This window comes from Mycolicibacterium brumae (assembly GCF_025215495.1).
Classification (GTDB): Bacteria; Actinomycetota; Actinomycetes; order Mycobacteriales; family Mycobacteriaceae; genus Mycobacterium; species Mycobacterium brumae.
Window position 1 is genome coordinate 3,583,740 of record NZ_CP104302.1, and the last position, 26,574, is coordinate 3,610,313.

23 protein-coding genes are annotated in these 26,574 nt (G+C 70.1%); 11 read left to right on the forward strand and 12 right to left on the reverse strand.

Annotated elements, in window-relative coordinates:
* Positions 1-16: 16 nt before the first annotated feature.
* Entirely contained in the window at positions 17-2,218 is a 2,202-nt protein-coding gene (locus L2Z93_RS17545) for a helix-turn-helix transcriptional regulator (RefSeq protein WP_090588709.1), read from the forward strand.
* A 13-nt stretch (positions 2,219-2,231) separates the two neighbouring features.
* Here L2Z93_RS17545 and L2Z93_RS17550 read toward each other — a convergent pair whose 3' ends face one another.
* The 3 genes from L2Z93_RS17550 to L2Z93_RS17560 are packed head-to-tail and all read right to left on the reverse strand — an operon-like array spanning position 2,232 to position 5,150.
* Entirely contained in the window at positions 2,232-3,248 is a 1,017-nt protein-coding gene (locus tag L2Z93_RS17550; RefSeq protein WP_090588710.1) for a hypothetical protein, read from the reverse strand.
* A complete protein-coding gene (locus L2Z93_RS17555) occupies positions 3,245-4,579 on the reverse strand; it encodes a Dyp-type peroxidase (protein WP_090588711.1) in 1,335 nt (444 codons plus the stop codon). The genes L2Z93_RS17550 and L2Z93_RS17555 overlap by 4 nt, the downstream gene beginning before the upstream one ends.
* A gap of 10 nt (positions 4,580-4,589) precedes the next feature.
* Positions 4,590-5,150, reverse strand: a complete 561-nt coding sequence (locus tag L2Z93_RS17560; RefSeq protein ID WP_090588712.1) for a hypothetical protein — start codon at positions 5,148-5,150, stop codon at positions 4,590-4,592.
* Positions 5,151-5,319: 169 nt separating this feature from the next.
* Between L2Z93_RS17560 and L2Z93_RS17565 the strand changes: the two genes are divergently transcribed.
* A complete protein-coding gene (locus tag L2Z93_RS17565) occupies positions 5,320-5,634 on the forward strand; it encodes a hypothetical protein (protein WP_090588713.1) in 315 nt (104 codons plus the stop codon).
* Positions 5,635-5,684: 50 nt separating this feature from the next.
* Positions 5,685-6,032: a heme-binding protein gene (locus L2Z93_RS17570; RefSeq protein WP_090588714.1), complete on the forward strand. Its 348-nt coding sequence runs from the start codon at positions 5,685-5,687 to the stop codon at positions 6,030-6,032.
* On the opposite strand, the gene L2Z93_RS17575 is transcribed toward L2Z93_RS17570, so the two are convergent.
* From L2Z93_RS17575 to ttfA, 6 genes are read right to left on the reverse strand one after another with little or no spacing between them, the layout of a single operon-like run.
* Positions 6,029-6,928, reverse strand: coding sequence for an LLM class F420-dependent oxidoreductase (locus L2Z93_RS17575; protein ID WP_090588715.1), 900 nt, complete (start codon positions 6,926-6,928; stop codon positions 6,029-6,031). The two genes, L2Z93_RS17570 and L2Z93_RS17575, sit on opposite strands and share 4 nt — an antisense overlap.
* Positions 6,925-8,874 (reverse strand): acetoacetate--CoA ligase, encoded by a 1,950-nt coding sequence (locus L2Z93_RS17580; RefSeq protein ID WP_090588716.1) that lies wholly within the window; start codon positions 8,872-8,874, stop codon positions 6,925-6,927. The genes L2Z93_RS17575 and L2Z93_RS17580 overlap by 4 nt, the downstream gene beginning before the upstream one ends.
* A complete protein-coding gene (locus tag L2Z93_RS17585; RefSeq protein ID WP_090588717.1) occupies positions 8,867-9,982 on the reverse strand; it encodes a glycoside hydrolase family 76 protein in 1,116 nt (371 codons plus the stop codon). Before L2Z93_RS17585 ends, L2Z93_RS17580 begins: the two co-directional genes overlap by 8 nt.
* A gap of 60 nt (positions 9,983-10,042) precedes the next feature.
* A complete protein-coding gene (locus L2Z93_RS17590) occupies positions 10,043-10,687 on the reverse strand; it encodes a TrmH family RNA methyltransferase (protein ID WP_090588718.1) in 645 nt (214 codons plus the stop codon).
* The gene (gene pyrE / locus L2Z93_RS17595; protein WP_090588719.1) at positions 10,687-11,241 is read right to left on the reverse strand and encodes an orotate phosphoribosyltransferase; all 555 of its coding nucleotides are present in this window, start codon (positions 11,239-11,241) and stop codon (positions 10,687-10,689) included. The genes L2Z93_RS17590 and pyrE overlap by 1 nt, the downstream gene beginning before the upstream one ends.
* Positions 11,238-12,029: a trehalose monomycolate transport factor TtfA gene (gene ttfA, locus L2Z93_RS17600; protein ID WP_090588720.1), complete on the reverse strand. Its 792-nt coding sequence runs from the start codon at positions 12,027-12,029 to the stop codon at positions 11,238-11,240. Before ttfA ends, pyrE begins: the two co-directional genes overlap by 4 nt.
* A 732-nt stretch (positions 12,030-12,761) precedes the next feature.
* On the opposite strand from ttfA, the gene L2Z93_RS17605 reads away from it, so the two are divergent.
* On the forward strand, positions 12,762-13,328 hold the full coding sequence (locus L2Z93_RS17605; protein ID WP_090588722.1) for a LemA family protein: 567 nt from the start codon (positions 12,762-12,764) through the stop codon (positions 13,326-13,328).
* Positions 13,329-13,388: 60 nt separating this feature from the next.
* Here L2Z93_RS17605 and clpB read toward each other — a convergent pair whose 3' ends face one another.
* The 3 genes from clpB to L2Z93_RS17620 all read right to left on the reverse strand — a co-directional run bounded on the left by clpB (position 13,389) and on the right by L2Z93_RS17620 (position 17,856).
* Positions 13,389-15,935 (reverse strand): ATP-dependent chaperone ClpB, encoded by a 2,547-nt coding sequence (gene clpB / locus L2Z93_RS17610; RefSeq protein ID WP_090588723.1) that lies wholly within the window; start codon positions 15,933-15,935, stop codon positions 13,389-13,391.
* A 200-nt stretch (positions 15,936-16,135) separates the two neighbouring features.
* Positions 16,136-17,038 (reverse strand): alpha/beta hydrolase, encoded by a 903-nt coding sequence (locus L2Z93_RS17615; protein ID WP_202971874.1) that lies wholly within the window; start codon positions 17,036-17,038, stop codon positions 16,136-16,138.
* Positions 17,039-17,109: 71 nt separating this feature from the next.
* Positions 17,110-17,856, reverse strand: coding sequence for an alpha/beta hydrolase (locus tag L2Z93_RS17620; protein WP_090588724.1), 747 nt, complete (start codon positions 17,854-17,856; stop codon positions 17,110-17,112).
* Positions 17,857-17,956: 100 nt separating this feature from the next.
* On the opposite strand from L2Z93_RS17620, the gene L2Z93_RS17625 reads away from it, so the two are divergent.
* The 7 genes from L2Z93_RS17625 to L2Z93_RS17655 all read left to right on the forward strand — a co-directional run bounded on the left by L2Z93_RS17625 (position 17,957) and on the right by L2Z93_RS17655 (position 26,574).
* On the forward strand, positions 17,957-18,625 hold the full coding sequence (locus L2Z93_RS17625) for a GAP family protein (protein WP_090588917.1): 669 nt from the start codon (positions 17,957-17,959) through the stop codon (positions 18,623-18,625).
* A gap of 49 nt (positions 18,626-18,674) precedes the next feature.
* Positions 18,675-19,832, forward strand: coding sequence for an FAD-binding oxidoreductase (locus tag L2Z93_RS17630; protein WP_090588725.1), 1,158 nt, complete (start codon positions 18,675-18,677; stop codon positions 19,830-19,832).
* Positions 19,832-20,437 carry a TetR/AcrR family transcriptional regulator gene (locus L2Z93_RS17635; RefSeq protein WP_090588726.1) on the forward strand — a complete coding sequence of 202 codons (606 nt, stop codon included), beginning with the start codon at positions 19,832-19,834 and terminating at the stop codon, positions 20,435-20,437. Before L2Z93_RS17630 ends, L2Z93_RS17635 begins: the two co-directional genes overlap by 1 nt.
* A gap of 70 nt (positions 20,438-20,507) precedes the next feature.
* Positions 20,508-21,758, forward strand: a complete 1,251-nt coding sequence (locus L2Z93_RS17640) for a glutamate dehydrogenase (protein WP_234786100.1) — start codon at positions 20,508-20,510, stop codon at positions 21,756-21,758.
* A gap of 12 nt (positions 21,759-21,770) precedes the next feature.
* Positions 21,771-23,360: a thiamine pyrophosphate-binding protein gene (locus L2Z93_RS17645; protein ID WP_090588727.1), complete on the forward strand. Its 1,590-nt coding sequence runs from the start codon at positions 21,771-21,773 to the stop codon at positions 23,358-23,360.
* Positions 23,357-25,426, forward strand: a complete 2,070-nt coding sequence (locus L2Z93_RS17650; RefSeq protein ID WP_090588728.1) for an acetate--CoA ligase family protein — start codon at positions 23,357-23,359, stop codon at positions 25,424-25,426. Before L2Z93_RS17645 ends, L2Z93_RS17650 begins: the two co-directional genes overlap by 4 nt.
* Positions 25,423-26,574, forward strand: coding sequence for an acyl-CoA dehydrogenase family protein (locus L2Z93_RS17655; RefSeq protein ID WP_090588729.1), 1,152 nt, complete (start codon positions 25,423-25,425; stop codon positions 26,572-26,574). The genes L2Z93_RS17650 and L2Z93_RS17655 overlap by 4 nt, the downstream gene beginning before the upstream one ends.

Genomic DNA, 26,574 nt, shown 5'->3' on the forward strand with positions numbered 1-26,574 from the left:
GTTATACGATGCTGCCGTGGGGGCTGCGGAGTGGCGGCCGAGTGTCCCGACGGCGACCACCGGCCGGCCCGCGGCCGCCGAGGGTGTCATCGCGCGCCCGGCGGTGGTGGAACGGCTCGGCCAGGGGGTCGACGGGTCGACCGTCGTGGTCGTCGCGCCGGCCGGATACGGCAAATCGACGGCGGTCGCGCTGTGGGACCAGTCCGATCGGCGACCCTTCGCTTGGCTGCGGATCGATCACCTCAATGACGACCCCGCGCACCTGGTCCTGCATATCGCCGCCGCGCTCGATCGGGTTCGGCCCGTCGACCCGAGGATCCTGGACTATCTGCGCGGACCAGGCCGAGGGCCGCTGACCCAGTTGCTGCCCGCGCTGCTGGAGGCGCTCCAGCGTTGCGGCCCGGTCGTGGTGGTGTTCGACGACGTGGACGGATTGGACAACGACGAGTCCATCGCGGTGTTGCGCGCCTTCGTCCGTCAGGCGCCGCCGCAGCTGACGTCGGTGTTCGTCGGCCGGCGCCCACCGCCGCTGGATCTGGCCCGCACTCGGCTGGAGCGCAGACTCAGCGAAGTGGGCGCGCAGGACCTCCGGTTCACCGCCGAGGAGACGCTCGCCGTCTTCCCCCGCCTCAGCCACTCCGATGACCCGGCGGCCGCTCTGGCCGTGCACACGGTCTGTGAGGGTTGGCCGGCCGGCGTGGTGCTGGCCGCCCTGGCGGTGCGCGACGGGGCCGACGCGGCGACCGTCACCGGCCGGCATCGTCTGGTCACCGCGTACCTGGTGGAGAACGTGCTCGTCCAACTCGACCCGGAGACTGCGGGTTTCCTCCAGGATTCGGCGGTGCTGGACCGGTTCTGCGCGGCCGATCTCGACGCGGTCCTCGACCGCGAGGACTCCGCGCGCATGTTGGCCGCCATCGTGGCATCGGGGAATCCGTTTCTGGTTTCCCTTGACCCGGAGGGGGTGTGGTACCGCTACCACGGGTTGTTCCGCGACGTGCTGAGTTCCCGGCTCCGCGAACAGCAGCCCGCACGGTTCCGGATGCTGGCCAGCCGGGCCGCCGATCTGCGCCAGCGGCAGGGCGACATCGACGGCGCGCTGCTGTCGGCGTTGGCGGCCGAGGACCGGCAACGTGCCGCCGCGCTGCTCGGATCCGAAGCGGTCCGACTCGGATTCGACGGTCGTGCCGGGGTGCTGGCCCGCCGGATCGGACTGCTCGATGACGGCGTCTTCGCCGCCTATCCGGACGCCGCTATCGCCCGCGCCTGGCTGGGCGTGACCACCGGGGACGCCCAACTGATCCAGCAGTCGGTCTTGATGGCCTGCCGGGCCGACCGCGGAGCGCCCATGTCCGACGGCACTCCGAGCGTGCCGGTCGCTGTCGCGCTGGTCAATTCGGTTGTCGGGGTCGGCGGTGTCCGTGAGGTCGCCCGGTCCGCCCAGATCGTCCGGGCCGCCGGCGGCCACCTGGGCAACCCGTGGTGGGGCGCGGCGACGGTGATGTACGGCGCAGCCATATCGATGATGGGCGAGCCCGAGCGAGCCCGCCGGTTGTTGGAGTCGGCGCTTCCGGTGGTCGACGACCTGCCCGGTTTCCACGGCGCCGCGCTGGCGCATCTGGCGTTGCTCGACCTCATCGCCGGCGACGAGCCCCATGCCGCCGAACGCGGCGCCAAGGCCCGCCAGATCGTCGACGACGCCGATCTCTGCGACGTGGTGCCGATGATCGTGGTGTACGCCGTGAGCGCCGTGACCTCCGCCCGGGCCGGCCATCTCGACACCGCCCGCGCGGCGCTGCGGTCGACGCAACGCCTGCTGGACCGGCTGGGCAACCTGGCCGCGCGCACCGCGCTGCTGGGCCACGCCCTGGCCGCATGGGCCGCGGCGCTGCTCGGCGAGGCCACCGACCTGAGCCGCCACTTGGACGCCGCCGACCGGGCCCGCCACCGGGAACCCGACGCCCGAATGCTGTCGCGGCTGCTGGACCAGGTCCGGACCCAGTCGACGGGCAAACCGGTGGCGCACCTGACGTCCGCGGAACTGCGGTTGCTGCCGCACCTGGCGAGCCACCGCTCGCTGCAGGGCATCGCCGATGATCTGGCGGTCAGCCGGGAGACGGTCAAGAGTCAGGTCACCTCGATCTACCGCAAGTTGGAGGTGTCCGGGCGGTCCGCGGCGGTCGCCGAGTCCAAGCGCATCGGGTTGCTCCGCGGGTGACCGCGGACGCCGCTCACCGCCCCGGCATGGCCGCCACGTTGCGCCACAGTCTGCGCAGACTGTGGTCGCCGCCGAAAAGGGTGGTGAAATGCGTGGAATCGACCACCACGATGTCACCGGCGCGTTCCCCGGCCGGCGGCAACCAGACGACTGCGTTGAATTCCGTGTTCCCGCCCGCGGTGAACGGATGCGGGCGGTGCGGGTCGACGCGTTGACGAGCGAGCACCCGCAGCCCCGCCCCGGGCGGCTCGGTCAGTTCGTAGTGCGGCAGATGCTGGTGGAAGCTCAACGTCGGCACGCCGGCCAGCAGACCCGGCCCGTCTAGGTCGGGGTACGCCGTGATCGGCGCGATCTCCGTGCCGCCGTCCAGCACGGCCGGGCGCAGCCCCCAGGTGTTGCGCACCGGAACGCCGAGGGCGGCCATCAACGACCGGGTGTAGCCGCTGAAGCGTTGCCGACGCGGGACCAGCGGGTCGCCGTGGTGCAGGTGTTCAACCTGTTGCTGGTCGCGGTCGTCGGTGAACCCGACGTCGTGGTGCGGTGCCAGCACCAGGGCGCTGCCCTCCCGGCGCAGCCACTGCCGGAGCGCGTCGACCTCGGCCGGGTCGGCCTGCTGGCCGTGCGGCAGATGGTCGAGGCCGAACACCATCAAGGTGTCGGTGTCGGCGAGGATGCGCTCGTCGATCTGCTGGCGGTAGCCGGCCTGGTCGACCCGCTGGAACACCGCGACCGGGTGGCCGGTGACCGACTGCACCACGTCCTGGAAGCTCAGCGTGGACCGGTGGAATAACTCCAGGGTCCCGGCGACGCCCTGCAGGAAATTGTCAGCGCTGAACTCGGCTGTCTCGTAGGCCGGCCACACCGCGTTGCGCACCTCGGTGATGGTGGAGAACCGATTCTCCAGCAGGCCCGGATCCCGTTGCGCTTCCCAGGGATAACTCCACGTCCAGTAGATGCTGATGCGCCGGCCGCCGGTGTCCGGGCGGGACCGGTGGGCCTGGTTGTAGGTTCGCGCCGGTTGGGCCGTCATCGCTGCCCGCCGCTGCCGATCCCGGCGAGATGGCGCAGGCCGCCCAGCCCGGGCAAGAAGAAGTACCCACCGCCCCGCAACGTGGTGAAGGCCGGGATTCCCTTGTGCACCTTCTTGATCGGGCGCTTGGGCACGGTGAAGTCCATCGTGCCGTCCTGCGTCCCGCAGATCGGGTCATGTTCGTTTCTGAGTTCGTGGAACGTGTCGTCGTTGATCCAAACATTCTGGGCGAACTCGAATTGCCGGATCAGACTGCCACAGATGATGAACGCCGCAATTCCGCGCTCTACGTCGTCCTCAGGATCGCCGTCGGGCAACGCCGGTCCGTAGGTGGCGCCGCGTCGGATCATCCGCCGCCGGTTCATGTTGTGCGCGGTGTCGCGCGGATTGAGCCGCCGGGCATGCGCGCCCAGCGGGCAGGCATAGCCGAACGGGTCCATCTCCTTGTAACCGAAGTCGTTGTTTCGCAACGGGTCTGCGCCGAGAACAGGATCGTCGGCGTCGGGGGCCAGTACCAGCGGGGCTCCGCTGCGCCAGCGCCCCATGAGCTTAGCGGCCAGCAGTTCCTGCTCCGCGGGATCGCCCGCGTGGCCGGCCAGGTAGTCCCGGAACAGCCCGACGTGTTCCTGGAGCCGCCGATACGCCAGGTAGCTTCCGTTGCGGGACAATTGCGCCGGGCGCGGCTGTGCGGGCAAGGACCCGGTCTCGTCGGGATATCCGAGGATGAACTCGCCGGCCGCCACCGGTGCCCCCGAACCCGGGGTGGGATCCTCTCCGGATCCCCCGATGACCGGTTGTGAGATCCGGTCCCGGAAGCCGAAGTGGTCGTGCGCGTGGTCGAACGGGGGCGCCGCGTTGAGGTCGAGGTGGGACAGCGACCGCACCCCTGGGCAGCGACGCAGCAGCGCGTCGTGCTCGCCGACGCAGCGGAGTCGTTCCGGCTCGTCGCGGGCGAACAGGATCGCGATGGCGTGCAGCTCGGCGCCGGCCAGCCCGCCCGCCCAATGCTCGGGCGCGTTGCTGCCGGTGTCCCCCAAGATCTCCGCGCGGGCGGCCATACCCTCCCGGAATTCGTCGGGAAAGCTGTCCAGCGATTCCTCGTCGAGTCCGAGCGCGCGCAACCCCGACCAGGTGAAGGCCAGCGTGATCCAGCGTCGGGACGCGTCCATGGTGCGCCGGGCGTCGGCCGCGGACTGCACCCGGTCGAGCAGTTCGCCGAGCCAGCGCCGCGCGGACACCGGATCGTCGAAGCTGAGGAACTCGTAGCGACCGGTCATCGCCGGGGTTCGGGTCAACAGAATGTGCTGAATGTCATCGAGTTCGAGCGTCATCGACACCTCGCTACTGCATCTGGTCGAGCATGCCCGCGAACGCGGATTTGAGCCGCAACGCCTTCTTGATCTCGTCGGCGGTCACATACGGATATTCCCCGTACTCCAGGAAGCTGGGGCACTGGTGCGCCCGGACGAACGCGATGAACGCCTCCGGATTGGTCTGCCAATCCTCCGGAAACCCCTCAAGATTGGTGAACACCGTGGTGATCCCGGTCTGGCTGAAGAGTTTCACCGCGTCCTCGGTGTACTTGTCGAAGTCGGTGTCGAAGATGCCCTGGTATTGGAAGTGCAGGCCGGATCCGACGTCGAAGAGTTGCCAGCGCAGATAGTGCAGGCGCAGCGGGGCCAGCACCTCCGGGTTCGCGGCGACAGCGTTCTCGATTTCTTTTCCGTAGGCCCGCACGGCGCCCTCACGGCCCGCTTTGACCTTGGCGATGATCGAAAAGCCGTAGCACGCTGGGGTGCGCGGGTAGATCGGGCCGTACCGGCCGCGCTCCAACTGGAAGTACCCTTCCTCGGGCAGGGCCGTGGCCGCCGGCCGGGCCCACACCTCGCCATCTGCCGCCATCACCGGTCCTCCCGACGTCGCCACTTGTGAACATCCGGACGGTAGGACCGCCGGGACCGCATCGTCATCCCCCACTTCGGGTGATGACGGGCGTCCTCGGCCGGCCTATTATTCGCCGGTGCGATCCTGGCGGCCGGGCACTCCGCGCCCCACGACGAGGAGGTGGGCGATGAAAGCGACGGTCCTGTCAGCGATTCCGCCGTTGCTGCTGGCGGTGGGGACCGGGGTCGCGTTGGCCCCGCCGGCCGCGGCCGATTGCGTGAGTTCCGGCGGAACCACCATCTGCTCGCAGGGCGATGTGCGCGGCGCAGACGGGTCCGGGCCGGGCGTCTACTCGCCGTACCCGTGCGAGTACGACTGGTACTGCTACGACGGATTCGACATCGTCTGGGACATCGACGGCGGGGGCGGCAACGTCTCCGCACCGCCGCGGGTCGACAACGATTTGCCGCGTCGCGGAAACAACCGGCCCGGACGTCGCTGAGCCGGTTCCTGACCACCATGAGAATCCTCACCCAAGGAGCGCGAACACCGATGATGATCCGATCCGCCATCGCCGGCCTGTCCCTCGGCGCCGCCGCGCTCGTCGGGGCCGGCGTCGCCGCCGCCGACGACCCGCCGAACTGCACCGCCGCCGACCAGTCCGGGGTGCTGGCCGGCGTCACCACCGCCACCTCGGCCTACCTGTTCACCCACCCGGACGTGAACGCGTTCATCACCGGTCTCAAGAACCTGCCGAAGGACGAGATCCGGGCGGAGCTGCGGGCCTACGGGGACGCGAACCCGCAGGTGCGCGACGAACTGCGCGCCATCCGGCAGCCCATCGTGGACTTCCGGAACCGCTGCGGCGGCGGCGACAACGTCGGACTGTCCGAAAGCTAAAGCCCGAGCGCCCCGGCGAGTTCCCGCAGCGCCGGGCGTGGGTCGGCGCCCATGCCGCCGTCGACGACCTGCACGACGACGTGGTCGGCGCCGGCGTCCAGGTGCGCGACGAGCGCCGCCGCGGCCCGCTCCACCCCGCCCATCCCAACCAGCGCTCGGGCCAGCCGGTCCGAGCCGCCGCGAACCAGGTCGGACTCCTCGAAGCCCTGCCGCAGCCAGGAATTCCGGTAGTTCGGCAGCCCGGAGTAGAACTCCAGGTGACCGTGCGCGGCGGCCATCCGGGCAGCCTCGTCGGGATCCAGCGACACCGCCTGCTCGGAGACGATCCATTTGTCCGGGCCGAGGATGTCCCGAGTGAACCGGGTGTGCTCCGGGGTGACCAGGTAGGGGTGCGCGCCGTCGGCGTGGGCGCCGGACAGTTCGATCATCTTCGGCCCGAGCGCCGCCAGCAGCCGGGGCGGACGTCCGACGCCCGGTTCGATGGCCTCGGGCACCGCGGCCATCCGGTCCAGGTAGTCGCGCATGGTGGTCAGCGGCTTGGTGTAGACCCCGCCCATCCCCCGCTCCACGAGCGGGCCGTGGCTGACGCCGAGCCCCAGCACGAATCGGCCGGGATGCAGCGCGGTCAGGGTGCGGGCGCCGGCTTCGGCGGCCGACGGCAGCCGGACGTGGATGTTGGCGATGCCGGTGCCGATGACCAGGCGTTCGGTGGCCGACAGGTACGCCGCCGACTGGGTCAGGCATTCTTTGGCGACGGTCTCGGGCAGGAACAGCGAGCCGTAGCCCATCTCCTCGATGTCGCGGGCCACCTGCTGCGCCGCAGGCATGGCCCAGGTGTCGCCGGACCACCAGACGCCGACGCGGGACGGGAAGTCGATGCGGGCGCGTGTGCTCATACCGGAGCCTTTCGGGCGTAGCGGGTGAAGCCGTCCAGGAGATCCGGGCGGTCGATGGAGGTCGCCGTGACGACGGTGTGCGGGTCGCCGCCCTGCAGGATCCGCTTGACCGGGATCTCCAGTCGTTTGCCGGTCAGGGTGCGCGGTAGGCCGGGCAGCGCGATGATCTCGTCGGGCACGTGTCGCGGGGAAGCGCCGGTGCGGATGGCGTCGGTTATCTTGGCGCGCAGCGCGTCGTCTAGGTCGGCGCCGTCGGCCAGCGCGACGAACAGCGGCAGCCAGTAGCCGCCGTCGGGCAGCTCGACACCGACGACGAGGCAGTCCGCGATCTCCGGCAATGGCTCGACGGCGTTGTAGATCTCGGCGCTGCCCATCCGGACCCCCTGGCGGTTGAGGGTGGCATCCGATCGGCCGTGCACCACAACGGATCCGCGGTCGGTGATGGTGATCCAGTCGCCGTGGCGCCACACGGCTCCGGAACCGAAGTAGGCGTCGCGGTAGCGCTTGCCGTCGGGGTCATTCCAGAAGTGGACCGGCATGCTCGGCATCGGCGCGGTGATCACGAGTTCGCCGGGCACACCGATGACCGGCGCGCCGTCGTCCCAGGCCTGCACCGCCGCGCCCAGCGAGCGGCAGGCCAGCTCACCGGCGACGATCGGCACGTTCGGCGCGCTGCCGACGAACGCGCTGACCAGATCCGTTCCGCCGCTGCAGGATTGCACCGGGACCGCGCGGCCGACGGCGCGTTGCACCCAGCCGAACGCGTCGGCGGGCAGCGGGCTGCCGGTGGAGCCGACCGAGCGCAGCCGGTCCAGCGGGCGATCGGGTCGCAGGTCCTCCTTCGCGCAGGCCAGCAGGTATCCGGCGCCGGCGCCGAACATCGTGACTCCCTGCTCGTCGACGACGTCCCACATCGCGCCGGCGCCCGGATAGGTCGGGCAGCCGTCGTAGAGCACTATGGTCGCGCCGACCAGCAGCCCGGCGATCTGGAAGTTCCACATCATCCAACTGGTGGTGGTGTACCAGCAGAATCGGTCCGCGGCCCGCATGTCCAGCTGCAGCCCGAGGTACTTGACGTGTTCGAGCACCACCCCGCCGTGGCCGTGCACGATGCCCTTCGGCGCGCCGGTCGTGCCGGAGGAGAACAGCACCCACAGCGGATGGTCGAACGGCAGCGACACCGGATCGAGTTGTCCGCCAACCGAAATCGCCTCGTCCCAGCTGATGGCCCCGGGTAATTCGGAGGTGTCCAGCCCAACTCGGGGCACCACGACGGTCGCCCGCAGCGTCGGCAGCGCGGCCCGCAACTCGGCGACCTCCGCGCGCTTGTCGCGCCGCTTGCCGGCGTAGACGCTGCCGTCGACGGTGACCAGCACCGTCGGCTCCAGCTGGCCGAGCCGCGCGATCACCCCGCCGACGGCGACGTCGGGGTTGCACACCGCCCACACCGCGCCGACGCTGGCCGCGGCCAGGAAGGCCACCACCGTCTCCCCGATGTTCGGCAGGTAACCCACCACCCGGTCCCCCGGGCCGACGCCCTGCCCGCGCAGGTGCTCCGCGAAGGCGGCGGTCTCGGATTCCAGTCGGGCCCAGGACCATTCGCTCGCACCGTCCTCGCCGACGACGACCATCGCCGGCCGGTCGACGGTCGCGTGCCGGAACACCTGGTCGACGTAGTTCAGCGTCGCGCCGGTGAACCATTGCGCCCCGGGCATTTCCGCGGACGCCAGGATCTGTTGCGGCGGGGTGCGCAGCGGGATGTCGAAGAACTGCCACACCGCCTCCCAGAACCAGGCCACGTCGGACACCGACGCCTGCCACAGCTGCGGGTAGTCGGGGTAGTCGCCGCGGCCGGTGTCCCGCAGCCATTCACCGAATGCGGTGATCTGGGCGCCGGCGACCGACGCGGGGTCGGGCGTCCAAGAACCGGTGAGCGGTTCAGTCATCGGCGCCGGACTCGTGCGCCTCGATGCGGTGCGCGGCTTCCATCAGCATCCAGCCGGAAAGCTGCGTCGACAGGTCTCGTTCGGCGACCTGCGACGGGTTGACCGCGCCTTCGACGAACTCGGCGGCCTTACCTTCGGCGCCGGGCACCTCGGCGTTGCGGTCCCAGGCCGGCCCGAACAACGGCAGCCCGTTGACCGTCTGCCGGTAGTCCCAGGCGGCACGGGCGGATTTGAGCACGATGTCGCGGGCGGTGGCCCGGGCCTGCTGGTCTTCGTCGGTGTCACCGGGCAGTTCGACGGCGACCAGCGCGAGGTAGCGGGTGGTGATGCCGTTGAACAGCCCGCCGTCGCCGCCACCGCCGCCGCGCAGCACCCCGTTCTCGGTCATGTGCTCGGACACCGCGGCGACCAGGCGGCGCACCCGGGCGACGTGCCGATCGTCGTTGCTGCGGATCGCCAGTTCGGTCTCCAGCCCGAGCACCACGCCCTGGCAGTAGGTGTACTGGGCGCGCACCAGAGACCCGCCTTTGATGCCGTCGAACACCAGGTGGGTGTCCGGGTCGATCAGGGTCTCATCGAGCCAGTCGGCCATCTGGGTGGCCCGGCGCAGTCGTCCGTAGCGGGCCAGGAAGACCCCGGCCGGTCCGTTGGCGGGGGCGTTGAAGAACTGGTCCTCTTTGCGCCACGGGATGCCGCCGCCGTCCTCGGGCACCCAGGAGTCGATGAGCTCGGAGGCCAGCTTGTCCAGCGCGCGGGGCTTCTCGATGCCCAGCTGGCGGTCGGCACGCTGCAGCGCCAGGGCCAGCCAGGCCATGTCGTCGTAGTAGCTGTTGGTCCAGCCGGTGTTGCGCAGCCAGTGCCCGCGGATCTGCCGGGAGATCTGGGTCAGCCGGGCGGCCTGCGGATCGCGCAGCTGGGCGTCGATCAGGCAGTCCAGCAGGTGCGCCTGCCACCAGTAGTGCCAGATGCCGAAGTGGCGTTCCTTCTTGGTGGCGGGCCAGCCGGTGACGCCGAGCTGGGTGCCCGGCAGACCCCACAACTTCTTGAGGTGCCGGGTATTGATCGCGGTTTCGGCGGATCCGGCGCGGTTGGCCCATACCTGCTCCATAACAGGCCAATTTAGCCCTACCGGACGTCCGCGCAGGTCCTTAGGGCCGCATCGCCGATCTCACCACGCCCGGCCCAGGTCAGCGTGCTGCCGGATCCATGCGTGCATCGCAATGCCGGCGGCCACCGAGGCGTTGATGCTGCGGGTCGAGCCGAACTGCGCGATGGACACCAGCAGGTCCGCGCCGGCGCGGGCGTCGTCGCTGATGCCGGGGCCTTCGGAGCCGAAGACCATCACCGCGTCGCGCGGCAGTTCGGCGGTCTCCAGCCGCACCGATCCGGGCACGTTGTCGACGGCGACGACGGCCAGCCCGCGCCCGCGGGCGAATTCCAGCAGCTCGGCGGTGGTGTCGTGGTGGCACAGCCGCTGATAGCGGTCGGTGACCATGGCGCCGCGGCGGTTCCATCGTCGTTTCCCGACAATGTGCACGGTGTCGACGGCGAACGCGTTGGCGGTGCGCACCACCCCGCCGATATTGGCGTCGCTGCCGAAGTTCTCGATGGCCACGTGCAGGGGGTGCCGGCGGGAGTCGATGTCGGCGATGATCGCCTCGCGGGTCCAGTACCGGTAGGCGTCGACGACGTTGCGGGTGTCGCCGTCGGCGAGCAGGTCCGGGTCGTAGCGGGGGTCGCGCGGGAGCGGGCCGGTCCAGGGCCCGACGCCGTTGCCGGAACCCCACTCCGTGGGGCCGGGGCCCTCCGGCATCAGGAGGTGGGCAGGCCGAGGTCGGCCAGGCCCAGCACGCTGCGGTACGGCACGCCTTCGGCCTCGATGATCTCCGCGGCGCCGGTGGCCCGGTCCACGACGGTGGCGACGCCGACGACCTCGCCACCGGCTTCACGGACCGCGCGCACCGCGGTGAGCGGGGAGGCGCCGGTGGTGGAGGTGTCCTCGACGACGAGCACCCGCTGACCGGCGACGTCGAAGCCTTCGATGAGGCGCTGCATGCCGTGGGTCTTGGCGGATTTGCGGACCACGAACGCGTCGATCGGACGCCCCTCGGCGTGCATGATCGAGGTGGCGACCGGGTCAGCGCCCAGGGTCAGGCCGCCGACGGCGGCGTAGTCCCAATCAGCGGTGAGTTCGCGCATCAGCTTGCCGATCAGCCGGGAGGCGCGGTGTTGCAGGGTGGCGCGGCGCAGGTCGACGTAATAGTCGGATTCCTTGCCGGAACTCAAGGTCACCTTGCCGTGCACGACGGCGAGGTCGCGGACCAGCGCGGCGAGCTCGGCGCGATCGTCGGCGGAAAGCGAGGTCACAGCGGCTGACGGCCACCGTGGGGCGCGCCCCGGCGGACCGGCTCACGCCGCGGCGCGGCGGGTCGGGCTTCCGTGCGCAGCATGCCCGGCTCGGCGCTGCGGCCCTGCGGCAGTTCGGCCGGCGGCGGGGTCAGCGGGCGACTGGGCTCGTCGCGACGCGGAGCGGCGCCGAGCGCCTGCTGAGTCGGCGGCAGCACCCGCAAAAGGTCGTTGAACTGGCGGACGGTGCGCAGCCCGTCGTCCCACTGGGCGCGGCCGCTGGTGATCGGCATGGACACCAGGGTCCAGTGCTCCTCGTTCCACATGATCTCCGCGCAGTCCGGCGCGGTGTGGGCGAAGGTGACCATCCGGCGGTCACACGCGCGGCGGGCGGCGTCGAGGTTGGTGGAGTACACCATCCGCGGGCCGATGGCGCCCAGCAGCCAGATGTCGGTCTCGCGCGGTTCCTTCAGGCCCTTCAGGCGCAGGTCGACGACCACATTGGTGCCGACCTTGCGGTGCAGGGCGATGACGGTGGCTACGTCGTCGAGGTCGAAGATGAAGACCGCTTCGCCGCGGATCTGGCCGAGCACCACGTTGCGGGCGGTGACGTCGCCGACGGTGGACATGACGCCGCGCTTCCACTTGTCCAGAATGTCGGTGGAAACCGGCTCGTAGTCGAACCCGTGCGAACGCGCCCACGACTTACGCCGGCGGCCGAGACCTCGGCGCCGGTCGTAATCGACATACAGCAGTACCGCGGCTCCGACAAAGCAGAGCGCAGACAGCGTGAACCAAAACGGGACCATCGAACACAGCCTAATCGCTGCAGCGCAGGTTTGAAGAATCCGAACAGGTCACAACCTCGTCACCGATTGCCTGACTCAAGTGTTCGTCCGTCATATTTCGCTGTTGTTCCCGCAGCGTGCCGGGTTGCTTACGGCTTTGCGCCGCATCGCGTCGGGGCCGGTGGGCCGGGTGAGCTAAATCTCGTCGGCACCGCCCGGGTTGGTGGATCCGTGACAGTTGTTGAAGTGGATCGCCCCGCTCGGCTGGATCGCCTCTCCGGGAATCTTCCTACGGCTACCGCTGAACGTCCTTCGTCAAAACGTGCGCGAAATCGGGGTGGCCACTGACACATTGCCGCTGACCCCCAGCTTTTCGCGCACATTTTGAGGAACATCAGCACTCGCCGCCAGCGGCGACCTCAGCGATACCGGGACCACTTGTCGAGGCGTGCCAGGGTGTGCTTGGCCTGCAGCCTGACTTCCGCGTGGCCCTACACCACGTCAGGGAAGCAGGAGATCTTGCCATTCGCATTGCAGGATTTTCCGGCCGACCTCGCCGTCGACAGTTCCGGGGACGTTTTTGTTCTCACCATCGGTGTGAACACCGGTGAGGGGGACCGCGTGCAGATGATCTGGGGACACTGACCACGGCCACTGCCAGCCTCGACCACCGGTGTTGTGACGTTCACCGTCAAGAAGTGATCCCCCGTCGGGCAGAATCAGGGCCGCACATCCACCCCGTAAGGAGCAGCTATGGGCGCCACTCTCGTCGCCGTCATCGGCGTGATCATCACGATCGTGCTCGCGTTCACCATCGTCGCGTTCAACAAGCTGCGCCAGCTCGACGTGGAGACCGAGGAGGCGCTCGGCGGGATCGACGTGCAACTGACCCGTCGTGCCGACCTGGTGCCCAATCTGGTGAACACCGTCAAGGGCTACGCCGGCCACGAAAAGGCGATCTTCGAGGAAGTCACCGCCGCGCGCACCGGCGTCGCCAAGGCCGCCGCCTCCCACGACGTCGACCAGAAGGCTCAGGCCGAGGCACGCCTGGACCGCGCGATCGGCAACGTCATCGCGGTCGCAGAGAACTACCCGGATCTCAAGGCCTCGGCGAACTTCCTGCAGCTGCAAGACCAGTTAGCCGACACCGAAAACCAGGTGGCGTTCGCGCGGCAGTACTACAACGACGCGGTCGCCACGCTGAACAAGAAGGTCGTCACCATTCCGTGGATGTTCTTCACCGGCATCGCCGGGGTGCACAAGCGGCCGTTCTACGCCGCGCCGGAGGCCCACCAGGCCCCGCCGCAGGTGCAGTTCTAACGCTGCACAGACGCGAAATCGCCCCGGCTCTCGAAAGAGCCGGGGCGACTTCACATTTGGCTAGCCCAGAACCAGGCCGTCGCCGTCGGCGTTGACGTTCACCGGGACGACGTCGCCATCGTGGATCTGTCCGGCCAGAAGCATCTTGGCCAGTTCGTCGCCGATGGCCTTCTGCACCAGCCGCCGCAGCGGGCGCGCGCCGTAGAGCGGGTCGAAACCGCGGTCGGCCAGCCACTGCTTGGCCGGCAGCGAGACCTCCAGCGTCAGGCGACGCTGTGCCAGCCGCTTGGCCAGCTGCTCCAGCTGGATGTCCACGATGCGGACCAGCTCATCGGGCTGCAGGTGGTCGAACATCAGCACGTCGTCGAGACGGTTGATGAACTCCGGCTTGAACGCCGCGCGCACCGCCGCCATCACCTGCTCCTCGGAGCCACCCGCGCCCAGGTTGGACGTCAGGATCAAGATGGTGTTGCGGAAGTCCACCGTGCGGCCCTGACCGTCGGTCAGCCGACCCTCGTCGAGGACCTGCAGCAGCACGTCGAACACATCCGGGTGCGCCTTCTCCACCTCGTCGAACAGCACGACGGTGTAGGGCCGGCGGCGCACGGCTTCGGTCAGCTGCCCGCCCGCGTCGTAGCCGACGTACCCCGGAGGCGCGCCGACCAGGCGGGCCACCGAATGCTTCTCGCCGTACTCGCTCATATCGATGCGGGTCATGGCGCGCTCGTCGTCGAACAGGAAGTCCGCCAGCGCCTTGGCCAGCTCGGTCTTGCCGACGCCGGTCGGGCCGAGGAACAGGAACGAGCCGGTGGGCCGGTTCGGGTCGGCGACGCCGGCCCGGGTGCGGCGCACCGCATCCGACACCGCGGCGACGGCGGCCTTCTGGCCGATGACCCGCTTGCCGAGCTCGTCCTCCATCCGCAGCAGCTTGGCGGTCTCGCCTTCCATCAGCCGCCCCGCGGGGATGCCGGTCCAGGACGCCACCACATCGGCGACGTCATCCGGTCCGACCTCCTCCTTGAGCATCACATCCTCGCGGGCCTGGGCCTGCGGGACCGCGGCGTCGAGCTTCTTCTCGACCTCCGGGATCCGGCCGTAGCGCAGCTCGGCGGCCTTGGCCAGATCACCGTCGCGCTCGGCCCGGTCGGCCGCGCCGCGCAGATTCTCCAGCTCTTCCTTGAGCTCGCGGACGATGTCGATGGCGTTTTTCTCGTTCTGCCAGCGAGCGGTGAGCTGTGCCAGCTTCTCCTGGTGATCCGCCAGCTCGGAACGCAGCTTCTCCAGCCGGTCCTTGGACGCGTCGTCCTCTTCCTTGGCCAGCGCCATCTCCTCGATCTCCAGGCGGCGCACGACGCGCTCCACCTCGTCGATCTCGACCGGGCGGGAGTCGATCTCCATCCGCAGCCGGGACGCGGCCTCGTCGACCAGGTCGATGGCCTTGTCCGGCAGGAACCGGCTGGTGATGTAGCGGTCCGACAGCGTCGCGGCGCTGACCAGCGCCGAGTCGGTGATCCGGACGCCGTGGTGCACCTCGTAGCGTTCCTTGAGGCCACGCAGGATGCCGATGGTGTCCTCCACCGACGGCTCCCCGACGTAGACCTGCTGGAAGCGGCGCTCCAGCGCGGCGTCCTTCTCGATGTACTTGCGGTACTCGTCGAGGGTGGTCGCGCCGACGAGGCGCAGCTCGCCACGCGCCAGCATGGGCTTGATCATGTTGCCGGCGTCCATCGCGCCTTCGCCGGTGCCACCGGCGCCGACGATGGTGTGCAGCTCGTCGATGAAGGTGATGATCTGTCCGGCCGAGTTCTTGATGTCGTCCAGGACGGCCTTGAGCCGTTCCTCGAACTCACCGCGGTACTTCGCGCCGGCGACCATGGACCCCAGGTCCAGCGATACGACGGTCTTGTCCCGCAACGATTCCGGGACGTCGCCGGCGATGATGCGCTGGGCCAGGCCTTCGACGATGGCGGTCTTGCCGACGCCGGGTTCGCCGATCAGCACCGGGTTGTTCTTGGTGCGACGGGAAAGCACCTGGATGACGCGCCGGATCTCGGTGTCCCGGCCGATGACCGGGTCGAGCTTGCCCTCCCGAGCCCGCTCGGTCAGGTCGGTGGAGTACTTCTCCAGCGCCTGGTAGCTGCCCTCGGGGTCCGGGCTGGTCACGCGGGCGCTGCCGCGGACCTTCACGAAGGCCTCGCGCAGCGCGTCCGGGGAGGCGCCAGCATTGGCGAGCAGCTTGGCGACGTCGGAATCGCCGCTGGCCAGGCCGTAGAGCAGGTGCTCGGTGGAGACGTACTCGTCGTCCATCTCGGTGGCCAGGTTCTGCGCGACGCTGATCGCCGCGATCGCCGCAGGGTTGAGCTGCGGGGTCGAGCTGGAGCCCGACGCGCTGGGCAGTCCGTCCAGGACGCGCTGCGCGCCGGTGCGGATGGTGGCGGGATCGACTCCGACCGCCTCCAGCAGAGGCGAGGCGATGCCGTCATTCTGGGTCAGCAACGCCATCAGCAAATGGGCGGGCGTGATCTGCGGGTTGCCGGCGGAGGTTGCCGCCTGCATCGCCGAGGTCAGCGCCGCCTGGGTTTTCGTGGTCGGGTTGAACGAGTCCACGACACCTCACTTTCTTCAGTCTGAGACCGGGCACACGAGACGCCCGGTAAATGCTTGTCGCCAGGTGCAACTTCGTCAAGGTTGAGTCTATTCCGCTCAACTTAACAAATCTGTGCGACCTGGCCCACGCGGGGGTCCCAGACCGAAAAACGAGCCACGCGGCGCCCCGGAGAGACGCCGCGTGGCTCGTGCGAAAAGTCTTATAGGCACTTGCCGTAGAAGTCGGTCAGCTTGGCGATGATCGGATCCAGGAACTCCGGCTTGTGTCCGTACAGGTCGACGTGGCTGGCGCCCTCGACCCAGAACAACTCCTTGGGCTCGGCGGCCTTCTCGATGGCGCGTTCACTGTGCGCCCGGGAGTCCGCGACGGTGCCGGCGATCAGCAGCAGCGGCCGCGGCGAGATCAGCGTGAGGAACTGCCAGGCGTCGAACTGCGCGATCTGGTCGAAGCTGCGGACGGCGACTTTGTTCGGCGCGTCCGGGCTGCAGAATTCGACCCGGTAGAACTCGTAGGCGTCGGACAGCATGGACCGGTCCGGTGTCTGCGCGGCTTCCTCGGCGGTCATCGGGAGCATCGCCGTCACCGCGGCCGGCTCGCCCTTGGCCTCGGCGGTGCGCGCCGCGTTGGCAGCGTTGAGCTGAGCGTCCAGGGCATCACGGTCACCGCCGGACAAATCCGTGCCCTCGCGCACCATATCGCCGATGTTCACGGCGCTGATACCGGCGACCGCCTTGATCCGGCGGTCGGTCTGCGCCGCGAAGGGCACGTAGCCGCCGGAGCCGCAGATACCGAGCGCGCCGATCCGGTCGGCGTCGATCCGGGAGTCGGCGCTCAGGAACGACACCGCGTCCTTGACGTCCTCCGCGCGGGCGAACGGGTCCTCCAACAGCCGCGGTTCACCCTCGGAATGTCCCTGGTAGGTGGCGTCGAAGATCAGCACGGCGTAGCCGATCCCGGAGAGCGCCTTCGCGTAGAAGGTGGGCGACTGCTCCTTGACGCTGGTGACCGGGTGGCCGATCACGATCGCGGGCAGCTTGCCTTCGACGCCTTCCGGAAGGAACAAGGTTCCGGAGATGGTCAGGCTTCGGCTCTTGAAGGTCACGGATTCTTGAGTCCTGACAGCCAGTTTTGCCGTCGTCGCCAGACCAAACAAGGGACAGATCTCTCCCTCCCTCACCCCGTCGCAGTGGCGAGCCACCCGATCACCGGTGGGAGCACCTGCGGCGTCAGGGATTCCGCCACGATCCAGTGCGGCGCGGACGGATGAACCTGGTGTTCGGCCCGGTAGCGGCGAGCGATCCGCCGGGAGATCCAGGACGACACATTGCGGTCCGCGCCGCCGCTGACGCACAACACCGGGCAGCTCACGTCAGCGGCCTTGACCCGCAGCGCCGGGACGCCCAGCGACATCTGCCGGAAGATCCGGCCGGAGTCGGGCACCAGCCTCGGGATCAATTGTTGGCGCTCCTGCTCGGGGAGCGTGTTCAGCGGGACGTTGGCCATGGTGCGCGTCGACGGCCGGAACGCCCGGCCGGCGATGATCGCCGGCAGGATCGGGACCAGGTACGGCATCGAGCTCGGTTGCACCCAGAGCGTGCCGGGCGGCACCGACGCCAGCAGCACCAGTGCGGCGGGCCTGCGCTGGGCTGCGATGTGCTGTCCGAGCAGCCCGCCGAGGCTATGACCGATCACGATCGCGTCGGACCCAATGGCGTCGTAAGCGGCCAGCGCGGCGTCGAGGTAGTCGGTGAACCCGCTGCGGTTCAGCACCGCCGTGTCGGTGGGATTGCGACCCGGCAGAGTCGCGGCGACGGTGTGGTAGCCGTGCGCGCGCAACTGTTCGGCCCACGGCTCCATGAGTTCCGGCGTGCCGAAGAAGCTGTGCAGCAGCAGGACCGGGGGTTTGGCGACGGCGTTCATAGCGGCCTTTCCTGCGCGATCGATCCCCCGCCCGATTCCCACGGTAGGCGTTGACGCAGCGTCAGGGTCAAGCACAGGTTCGGTGGACTACGTTCAGCGGATGAGTTCACCGTCGGGCCCCGCGCTCACCGAGTTGATCCCGCTGGCATTGGTGATCGCGCTGTCCCCGCTGACCATCATCCCCATCGTCGGCGTGCTGCACAGCCCACGCCCGCGGCCGGGATCGGTGGCCTATCTGGCGGGCTGGCTTCTCGGCCTGGGCCTGCTGACCGGGTTGTTCACCGTGGTCCCCGGCCTGCTGCCGCGCCCGGAGCACGGCACCCCGGTCTGGGCGGCATGGGTGCGCATCGCGATCGGCGCGGTGCTGATCGGCTTCGGCCTGTACCGCTGGATCACCCAGCGCGGGGAGCCGCACGAGCTGCCGGGCATGCGGCACATCACCGACGCGAGCCCGCGGAGGCTGTTCCTGATCGCCGCAGTGCTGACGGCGGCGAACCCGAAGGTCCTGTTCATGTGCCTGGCCGCCGGACTGCTGATCAGCGCGGAGAACCTGGGCGCGGCGACCCCCTGGGCGGTGTTCGCGTTCGTGCTCGCCGCGGGTTCGACGGTGCTGTTGCCCACGCTGGCCTACCTGGTCGCCGGCCAGCGGCTGGATCCGCCGTTGACGCGCCTGCGCGCCTGGCTGGAGCGGCACAGCACCGCGCTGGTGGCCGCCACCTTGATCCTGATCGGCGCCCACATGCTCTACAAGGGAATCAGCCACCTCTGACACGCGGTGTCGGCGCGTCGGCGCGCACCACGGCTCTAGGATCGCGGTTGTGGGGTTGGAGAATCGCGACGCGCTGACGCTGCTGCGCGCCGGGGTGCGCGGCCCGGAGGCCGACGCGTTGATCGGCCGGGTGTTCACCTGCTGGTTCGCCCTGGACCCCGAGGTGCGTGACCTGTTCCCGGCGGACATGTCCGACCAGCGCGAGACGTTCCGTCGGGTGCTGGACTGGCTGCTGTCGGAGTTCATCGCCCGCAACGCCGACGAGCCGGTGGCCTTCCTGGCTCAGCTCGGCCGCGATCACCGCAAGTACGGCGCGACCAAGGCGCACTACGAGACGCTGGCGCACTCGCTGTTCGCGACCTTGTCCGCGGAGTTCGAGAACGTCTGGACCGACGCGGTCGACGAGACCGCCCGCGCGGTGATCAACCTGATCGCCGGGGTGATGCTCGGCGCCGCCGACGCCGACCGGGGCCCGGACTGGTGGGACGGCACCGTCGTCGAACATCATCGGGTGTCCCGCGACCTGGCGGTGGTGCGGCTGATCCTGGATCGGCCGATGGACTACCACCCCGGCCAGTACGTGAACGTCCAGGTGCCTCAGCTGCCGCGGCGATGGCGTTACCTGTCGCCGGCGGTGCCGCCGGATCCGGACGGCCGCATCGAGTTTCACGTTCGGGCGGTGTCCGGCGGGTTGGTCAGCAACGCGGTGGTCGCCGAGACGCGGGCCGGTGATCGGTGGCGACTGTCCAGCCCGCACGGGGCGCTGGAGGTCGACCGCGCCGGCGAGGACGTCCTGATGGTCGCCGGCAGCACCGGGCTGGCGCCGCTGCGCTCGATCATCATGGACATGTGCCGGTTCGGTCAGAACCCGCGCGTGCACCTGTTCTTCGGGGCCCGCTATCCGTGCGAGCTGTATGACCTGCAGACGCTGTGGGAGATCGCCGCGACCAATCCGTGGCTCTCGGTGACGCCGGTGTCGCAGTACAAGATCAGTCCGCCGTGGGCGGTCGACTACCCCGACCCCACGCCGCCGCGCGGGCTGCACGTGCGCCAGACCGGTCTGCTGCCGGAGGTGGTCACCAGCTACGGCAGCTGGGCCGATCGGCAGATCCTGGTCGCCGGCAGCCGGTCGATGATCGCCGCGACGCGGGCCGCGCTGGTCGCCAAGGGCGCGCCCGCCGACAGTATCCAGTGCGACCCGGTCTGATGGCCCGGAAGAAGAAGGGCGCCGAGGATCGCCGGGAGGACATCCTGGTGGAGACGCTGCGCCAGATCGAGGCCAAGGGCATCGACCAGGTGCGGGCCGCCGACATCTCCAGCAGCCTCGGCGTCAGCACCGGGTTGATCTTCTACCACTTCAACAACCTGCCGGCGCTGATCACCGCGGCGGTGCAGTACGCCACCGACCGCGATATGGCGATCATCGCGGGGCTCCTGACCGACACCGACGACGACGCGTTGACGAGACTGCGCGCCGTGCTGCGCGAGTACGGGCCCACCGGGAGCGCGTTCGGTTGGCGGCTGTGGGTGGAGTGCTGGTCGGCGAGCCTGCGGGATCCGGAGCTGCGGGCGGCGATCGCGCGGCTGGACCAGGGTTGGCGGACGGTGATCGCCGGGCTCATCGAAGAGGGTGTGGCGGACGGGACGTTCGCCTGCCCCGACCCGGCCAGCGCGGCCTGGCGGCTGACCAGCCTGTTGGACGGGCTCGCGGTGCACCACGTCGTCTTCGACGAGGAGGTGACGATGGCCCAGATCGAGGACTGGCTGGATCTGGCCACCCGCCGCGAGCTGGGTCTGCCGGGCGCTCGCTAGCCGCGGCGGTTGACGCCGATCCCCCGTCCGAGACATACTGACTGAGCACTCAGTTAGACAGTGTTCACGCATGACAGGAGTGGTTTTGATGGCGTTGACGCTGCCCAATGCGATCGACGGCGCCGCCGGCGCGCGGACGGACAACGCCTTCTTCGAGGCCATCTGGCACGACACCGAGAGTCCCGCCACCGGCTACGTCGTCATCGACCGGCTGGTCCGCGGCGTCTCCTCGGGTGGGCTGCGGATGCGGGCCGGCTGCACCCTCGACGAGGTGCGCGGCCTGGCCCGCGGCATGACCCTCAAGGAGGGCGTGCACTACGAGCCCGGCGCGCGCTACGTCCCACTCGGCGGCGCCAAGGGCGGCATCGACTTCGACCCCTACAGCCCCGACGCCGACGCGGTGCTGCGCCGATTCCTACAGGCGATGGCCCCGATCATCGAGCAGCGCTGGACCATGGGCGAGGACTTCGGCGTCCAGCAAGCCACCGTCGACCGCATCCTCCCGGAGCTCGGGGTGAGCAACTCCATCCAGGCCGCCTACCAGGTGGTCGACGACCCGGAGGCGGCCCGCGCCCGGATGTCCACCGCGTTCTCCAGCAGCGTCGACGGCGTCACCCTCGACGAACTGGTCGGCGGTTACGGCGTCGCGCAGTCCGCGCTGGCCGCGATGCGCCGCCTCGGCATCGACCCGGCGCAGGCCACCGCGGTCATCCAGGGCTTCGGGTCGATGGGTGGCGCGACCGCCCGCTACCTCGCCCGCGCCGGGGTGAAGATCGTCGGGATCGTCGACGTCGACGGGGTGATCCACAACCCGGACGGCCTCGACGTCGAGACCCTGCTGCTGTCCCGCAGCGCCAAGGGCAACGTGGACCGGTCGCGGCTGCGCGCCGACGACCGGCAACTCGACGCCGCCGCGTGGCTGTCGCTGCCCGCCGACGTCCTGGTGCCGGCCGCCATCTCCTACTGCGTCACCGCGGACAACCAGGACCAGGTCGCCGCCCGGTTGATCGTCGAGGCCGCGAACATGCCGGTCACCGCCGACGCCGAGGCGGCGCTCACCGAGCGAGGCGTGCTGGTCTGCCCCGACTTCGTCGCCAACTCGGCCACCAACGCCTGGTGGTGGTGGGCGTTCTTCGGCGATATCGACGGCAGCCCCGAGCAGTCGTTCGCCAAGATCGCCGACCGGATGACCGCCCTCACCGACGGGGTGTTCGACGTGGCCGAAAGTCGCGACATCACGCTGCGCGCCGCCGCCTTCGAATTGGCCGCCCGCAACCTCGCCGAGATCGAGGCGACCTTCCCCACCTACCTGCCCCGCTAAGGAGAGCCCCGGATGTCCCGACTCGTCAACGGCGGCCAGGCTCTGGTCGACGCCCTGATCGCCCGCGGTGTCGACACGGTGTTCGGCATTCCCGGCACCCACAACCTGCCGATCTACTCGGCGCTGGCCCAGTCCGCCATCGCGCATGTGACGCCGCGTCACGAACAGGGCGCGGGCTACGCCGCCGACGGTTACGCGCGCGCGGCCGGCAAGCCCGGCGTCTGCCTGACGACGACGGGCCCGGCGATCCTGAACGCCGCCGCGGCCGCCGCGCAGGCCTATTCGGACTCGATCCCGGTGCTATTCATCGCCCCCGGTATGCCGCTGACGCACCCGAGCGGCCACAACGGCCTGTTGCACGAGGTGAAGAGCCAGTTCGACGCGATGAGCGCGGTCGTCGGTCACGCCCAGCGCGCCACCAGCGTCGAGGACATCCCGCACGCGGTGGACCAATGCTTCGCCGCCATGACGAGCGGCCGGCCCCGCCCGGCGTACCTGGAGCTGCCGATCGACGTGCTCGACGCCGAAGGCGCGGCCGCACCTGTGCCACTGGTCGACGCGGCCACCGCGGCGCCCTCGACCGCGGCGATCGCCCGGGCTGCCGAACTGATCGCCGCCGCGCAGCGGCCGCTGATCGTCGCCGGCGGCGGATCCAGCTCCGCCGGCGCCGCGCTGACCTCGTTCGCCGAAGCCGTCGACGCCCCGGTGCTGACCACTGCGAACGGCAAAGCCGTTGTGCCCGAGGACCATCGGCTCGCGCTGGGGGCCGGGGTTCAGTTGGAGGCCGCCCGGGATCTGGTTCGCGACGCCGACGTGGTGATCGCCGTCGGGACCGAATTGGCGCCCGCGGACTGGTGGTGGGGCCCGCCGCCGGTCACCACCCTGGTCCGGATCGACATCGACCCGATGTCGATCAACACCAACGCCACCCCGGCCGTCGGGATCGTCGGCGACGCTCGCGTCACCCTCACCGAATTGAACCGGCAGCTGACGGCGTGCTCACGCGACGGGGCCGGGCGGGCCGCGCACGGGCGGGAGACGCTGCGCGCCGAGGCGCGGTCCCGGGGCGCGGCGTATCTCGGACTGTGCGAGTCGCTGGCCGAGGTCCTCGACGAGGACGCCATCGTCGTCGCCGACCAGTCGATGTCCTGCTACTTCGGGCTGCTCGGCAACCTGCCCCGGTACCGGCCGCGCACCTTCCTGTATCCGGCGGGCCTGGGCACCCTGGGCTACGCGCTGCCCGCCGCCATGGGCGCCAAGATCGCGCAACCTCGGCGCCAGGTGATCGGCGTGCTCGGCGACGGCGGGGTGATGTTCAGCATCGCCGAACTCGCGGGCGCCGCGGCGGCCGGGCTGGCGCTGCCCATCGTCGTCGTCGACAACGGCGGCTACGGCGAGATCCGCAATGAGATGCGCGACCGTGACGGCCGCATCCTGTCGGTGGACCTGCCGTCCCCGGACTTTTCGCGGCTCGCCGAATCGCTGGGCTGCCACGGAGTTTCGGCTTCCGGCTACGCCGAGGTCGGCCCCGCGGCGCGCGAGGCGTTCCGCGCCGATCGGCCGACCCTGATCCACGTGCGCGAGCCGGAGTCCACCGAGTGAGCGCACCCGGCCTGCGGTCGTTCCGCGACCCGGCGTCGGTGGCGGTGGTCGGCGCCAGCGCCGATCCCGCCAAATGGGGTTACTGGCTCGCCCACGGAGCACTGAGGGGCGCGGGCCGGCGCACGGTCCATCTGGTGAACCGCAGCGCGGCAACGGTTCTCGGCGCAACCGCGTACCCGAGTCTGAGCGCGTTGCCCGCCACACCGGAGCTGGTCGTGCTGGCGGTGCCCGCCGCCGCGGTGAGCGGCGTCGTCGACGAGGCGCTCGCGCTCGGTGTCCGGGCGTTTCTCGGCATCACCGCGGGCGTCGGCGATGAGGCGGCTGTCGCCGCGCGGATCAGCGCGGCCGGCGGCCGGCTGGTCGGCATGAACAGTCTCGGGATCTACGACGCCGCAACCGAGCTGCAGCTGACCTGGGGAACGTTCGAGCCCGGCTCGATCGCGGTGATCTCCCAGAGCGGGCAGCTCGGCTCGGAGATCGCAAGCCTCGCCGCCCGGGCCGGCATGGGGTTGTCGCGATTCGTCTCCGTCGGCAACCAAACCGACGTGCGGGCCGTCGAATTGCTCGACGACCTCATCGAGGATCAACACACCCGGGTGGTCGCGCTGTACCTGGAGAGCTTCGCCGACGGCGCCGACCTCGTCGCCGCGATCCGGCGGCTGCGCGCCGCCGGGAAGCACACCCTGTTGCTGACCGTCGGGGCGTCGGCGGCCAGTTCCCGGCTGGCCCGCTCGCACACCGGCTCGATGACCTCGGCGCTGGATGTGGTCGACGCTGCCATGCGCGCCGCCGGCGCCACCCGGGTCCGCACCCCCGACGAATTGGTGCAGGCCGCCGCGCTGCTGGCCACCGGCGTCGTCCCGGCCGGGGACCGGGTCGCGGTGATCGGCGACAGCGGCGGGCAGACCGGTGTCGCGGCCGATCTGGTCGGCGCGGCGGGGCTGCAGGTGGCCGAGTTCTCCGCGGCGCTGCAGGATCGCCTCGCCACCCAACTTCCCACCGGGGCCGCCTGCGCCAACCCCGTCGATCTGGCCGGCGCGGGCGAGCAGGACCTGACCAACTACCTTGCCGTCGCGCAAACCGCGCTCGAATCGGGCGAAGCCGACGCCGTGCTGCTGACCGGCTACTTCGGCTGCTACGCGCTGGACAACCCGGCGAGCGCGGCCCGTGAGTCCGAGGTGGCCGCGGAGATCGCCGCGGCGGCGCAGCGGGCCGGTATCCCGCTCGCGGCGCATTCGATGGCCGACGGCGGCCCGACCGTGCAGACGCTGCGCAGCCACGGCGTCGCGGTGTACCCGACCATCGAAACCGCGGTGGGCGCGCTCGCCGCCGCCGCGCGGCTGGCCGCGGCGCCCCGCACCCCGGCCGCCCCGGCGGTCATCCTCGACCAGCCGGGTTCGGGATACCTCGCGGCGCAGGAATTCCTGCGCGGGGGTGGGATTGCGTTCCCCGCCGGCCGCCTGATCCGTGACGCTGACGCGCTGGAGTGGGCCGCCGCCGCGCTGTCGGCGCCGTACGTGCTGAAAGCGTCCTGGCTGGAACACAAGAGCGAGGCCGGCGGGGTGTCGGTCGGGCTTGCCGACGCCGACGCCTTGCGCGCCGCGTTCGCGGACATGCGGGCCGCCCTGGGCGACGGGGACTACGTCGTCGAGGAGCAGGACCTCCGCGGCGACGTGGTGGAGATGGTCGTCGGCGCCCGCAGGGACCCGCACTTCGGCCCGGTGGTTCTCGTCGGCGCCGGCGGCGTCCAGGCCGAACTGCACCGCGACACCGCGATCGAGCTGGCTCCCGTGGACCACGAGACCGCGCGCGCCATGGTCCGCCGACTGGTCTGCCACCGACTGCTCACCGGGTGGCGCGGCCGCCCGGCCACCGACATCGACGCCTTGGCCGAGGTGATCGTGGCGCTGTCCACGCTGGCCGCCGGTTGCCCGCAGATCGCCGAGATCGAGGTGAACCCGCTCCGAGTCGCCCCGGACGGCGCGGTCGCAGTCGACGCCCTCATCGTCGAAACCCTCACCCCCACACAGACCTTCGCACCAAACCCCGAAAGGACACCGCGATGAGCGAGTTCGAGCCCTGGCCGTTGACCGATGAGCAGCGCGAGATCGTGAAACTGTGTCATGACTTCGCGGAGAAGGAGATCCGGCCGCGTGGCCGCGAGGTCGACGAGGCCGACGTGGTGACCCCGGTGGACATCTTCGCCAAGGCCGCCGCGGTCGGGATCACCGATTTCATGATCGCGCAGGAGTACGGCGGCGGCGGGTACACCGATGTCTTCACCCAGTGCCTGGTCCAGGAGGAGCTGTGCTGGGGTGACCCGGGCATCGGAAACTTCGTGTGCTCCAACGGTTTCTTCTCCGACCCGCTGATGGCGCTGGGCACCGAGGCGCAGAAGCAGGAGTGGCTGCGGCCGCTGACCGGGCCGAACCCGCTGATCACCGCGCTGGCGACCACCGAGCCGGGTTCCGGTTCGGATGCGGCGTCCATCGCGACCCGGGCCGATCGGGTGGACGGCGGTTACCGGATCACCGGGCAGAAGGCGTGGATCTCCAACGCCGGGGCCGCCGACCAGTACGTGGTGTTCGCCAAGACGGACCGCAATGAGCGCTCGAAGGGCGTCACCGCGTTCCTGTTGCGCGCCGGCGCCGAGGGATTCTCCTGGGGCCAGCCGATGCGCAAGATGGGCCAGCGGGCCATCGTCTGCCGAGAACTGTTCTTCGACAACGTGTTTGTCCCCGAATCGGACCGGCTCGGCGACGAGGGCCAGGGGTTCTACGGGCTGATGGAGACCTTCGACATCTCCCGCATCGTGCTCGGCGCGGCGGCCGTCGGCGCGTCCCGAGCGGCCTACGAGTACGCGCTGTCCTACGCCCGCAACCGGACCCAGTTCGGCAAGCCGATCATCGAGCATCAGGCGGTCGCGTTCCGGCTCGCCGATATGGCGAACCGGATCGCGTCGGCTCGGCTGCTGGTGCTGCACGCCGCGCGGTTGATCGACGCGGGCGAGCCCGCCACCAGGATCGCGGCGATGGCCAAGCTGACCGCCTCGGAGACCGCCATGTTCGTCACGCACGCCGCGGTGCAGACCCTCGGCGGGTGGGGTTATTCGCGGGAGTATCCGGTGGAGCAGTGGATGCGGGATGTGAAGCTCGAGGAGATCGAGGAGGGCACCTCCGACATCATGCGGTTGGTGATCTCCCGGAATCTGTAG

What these genes read in the sequence shown, in the direction of transcription:
- L2Z93_RS17550 (WP_090588710.1), bottom strand. Translation starts at nt 3,248, where the DNA reads ATGACGGCCCAACCGGCGCGAACCTACAACCAGGCCCACCGGTCCCGC.
- L2Z93_RS17555 (WP_090588711.1), bottom strand. Translation starts at nt 4,579, where the DNA reads ATGACGCTCGAACTCGATGACATTCAGCACATTCTGTTGACCCGAACC.
- L2Z93_RS17560 (WP_090588712.1), bottom strand. Translation starts at nt 5,150, where the DNA reads ATGGCGGCAGATGGCGAGGTGTGGGCCCGGCCGGCGGCCACGGCCCTG.
- L2Z93_RS17565 (WP_090588713.1), top strand. Translation starts at nt 5,320, where the DNA reads ATGAAAGCGACGGTCCTGTCAGCGATTCCGCCGTTGCTGCTGGCGGTG.
- L2Z93_RS17570 (WP_090588714.1), top strand. Translation starts at nt 5,685, where the DNA reads ATGATGATCCGATCCGCCATCGCCGGCCTGTCCCTCGGCGCCGCCGCG.
- L2Z93_RS17575 (WP_090588715.1), bottom strand. Translation starts at nt 6,928, where the DNA reads ATGAGCACACGCGCCCGCATCGACTTCCCGTCCCGCGTCGGCGTCTGG.
- L2Z93_RS17580 (WP_090588716.1), bottom strand. Translation starts at nt 8,874, where the DNA reads ATGACTGAACCGCTCACCGGTTCTTGGACGCCCGACCCCGCGTCGGTC.
- L2Z93_RS17585 (WP_090588717.1), bottom strand. Translation starts at nt 9,982, where the DNA reads ATGGAGCAGGTATGGGCCAACCGCGCCGGATCCGCCGAAACCGCGATC.
- L2Z93_RS17590 (WP_090588718.1), bottom strand. Translation starts at nt 10,687, where the DNA reads ATGCCGGAGGGCCCCGGCCCCACGGAGTGGGGTTCCGGCAACGGCGTC.
- ttfA (WP_090588720.1), bottom strand. Translation starts at nt 12,029, where the DNA reads ATGGTCCCGTTTTGGTTCACGCTGTCTGCGCTCTGCTTTGTCGGAGCC.
- L2Z93_RS17605 (WP_090588722.1), top strand. Translation starts at nt 12,762, where the DNA reads ATGGGCGCCACTCTCGTCGCCGTCATCGGCGTGATCATCACGATCGTG.
- L2Z93_RS17620 (WP_090588724.1), bottom strand. Translation starts at nt 17,856, where the DNA reads ATGAACGCCGTCGCCAAACCCCCGGTCCTGCTGCTGCACAGCTTCTTC.
- L2Z93_RS17625 (WP_090588917.1), top strand. Translation starts at nt 17,957, where the DNA reads ATGAGTTCACCGTCGGGCCCCGCGCTCACCGAGTTGATCCCGCTGGCA.
- L2Z93_RS17635 (WP_090588726.1), top strand. Translation starts at nt 19,832, where the DNA reads ATGGCCCGGAAGAAGAAGGGCGCCGAGGATCGCCGGGAGGACATCCTG.
- L2Z93_RS17640 (WP_234786100.1), top strand. Translation starts at nt 20,508, where the DNA reads ATGACAGGAGTGGTTTTGATGGCGTTGACGCTGCCCAATGCGATCGAC.
- L2Z93_RS17645 (WP_090588727.1), top strand. Translation starts at nt 21,771, where the DNA reads ATGTCCCGACTCGTCAACGGCGGCCAGGCTCTGGTCGACGCCCTGATC.
- L2Z93_RS17655 (WP_090588729.1), top strand. Translation starts at nt 25,423, where the DNA reads ATGAGCGAGTTCGAGCCCTGGCCGTTGACCGATGAGCAGCGCGAGATC.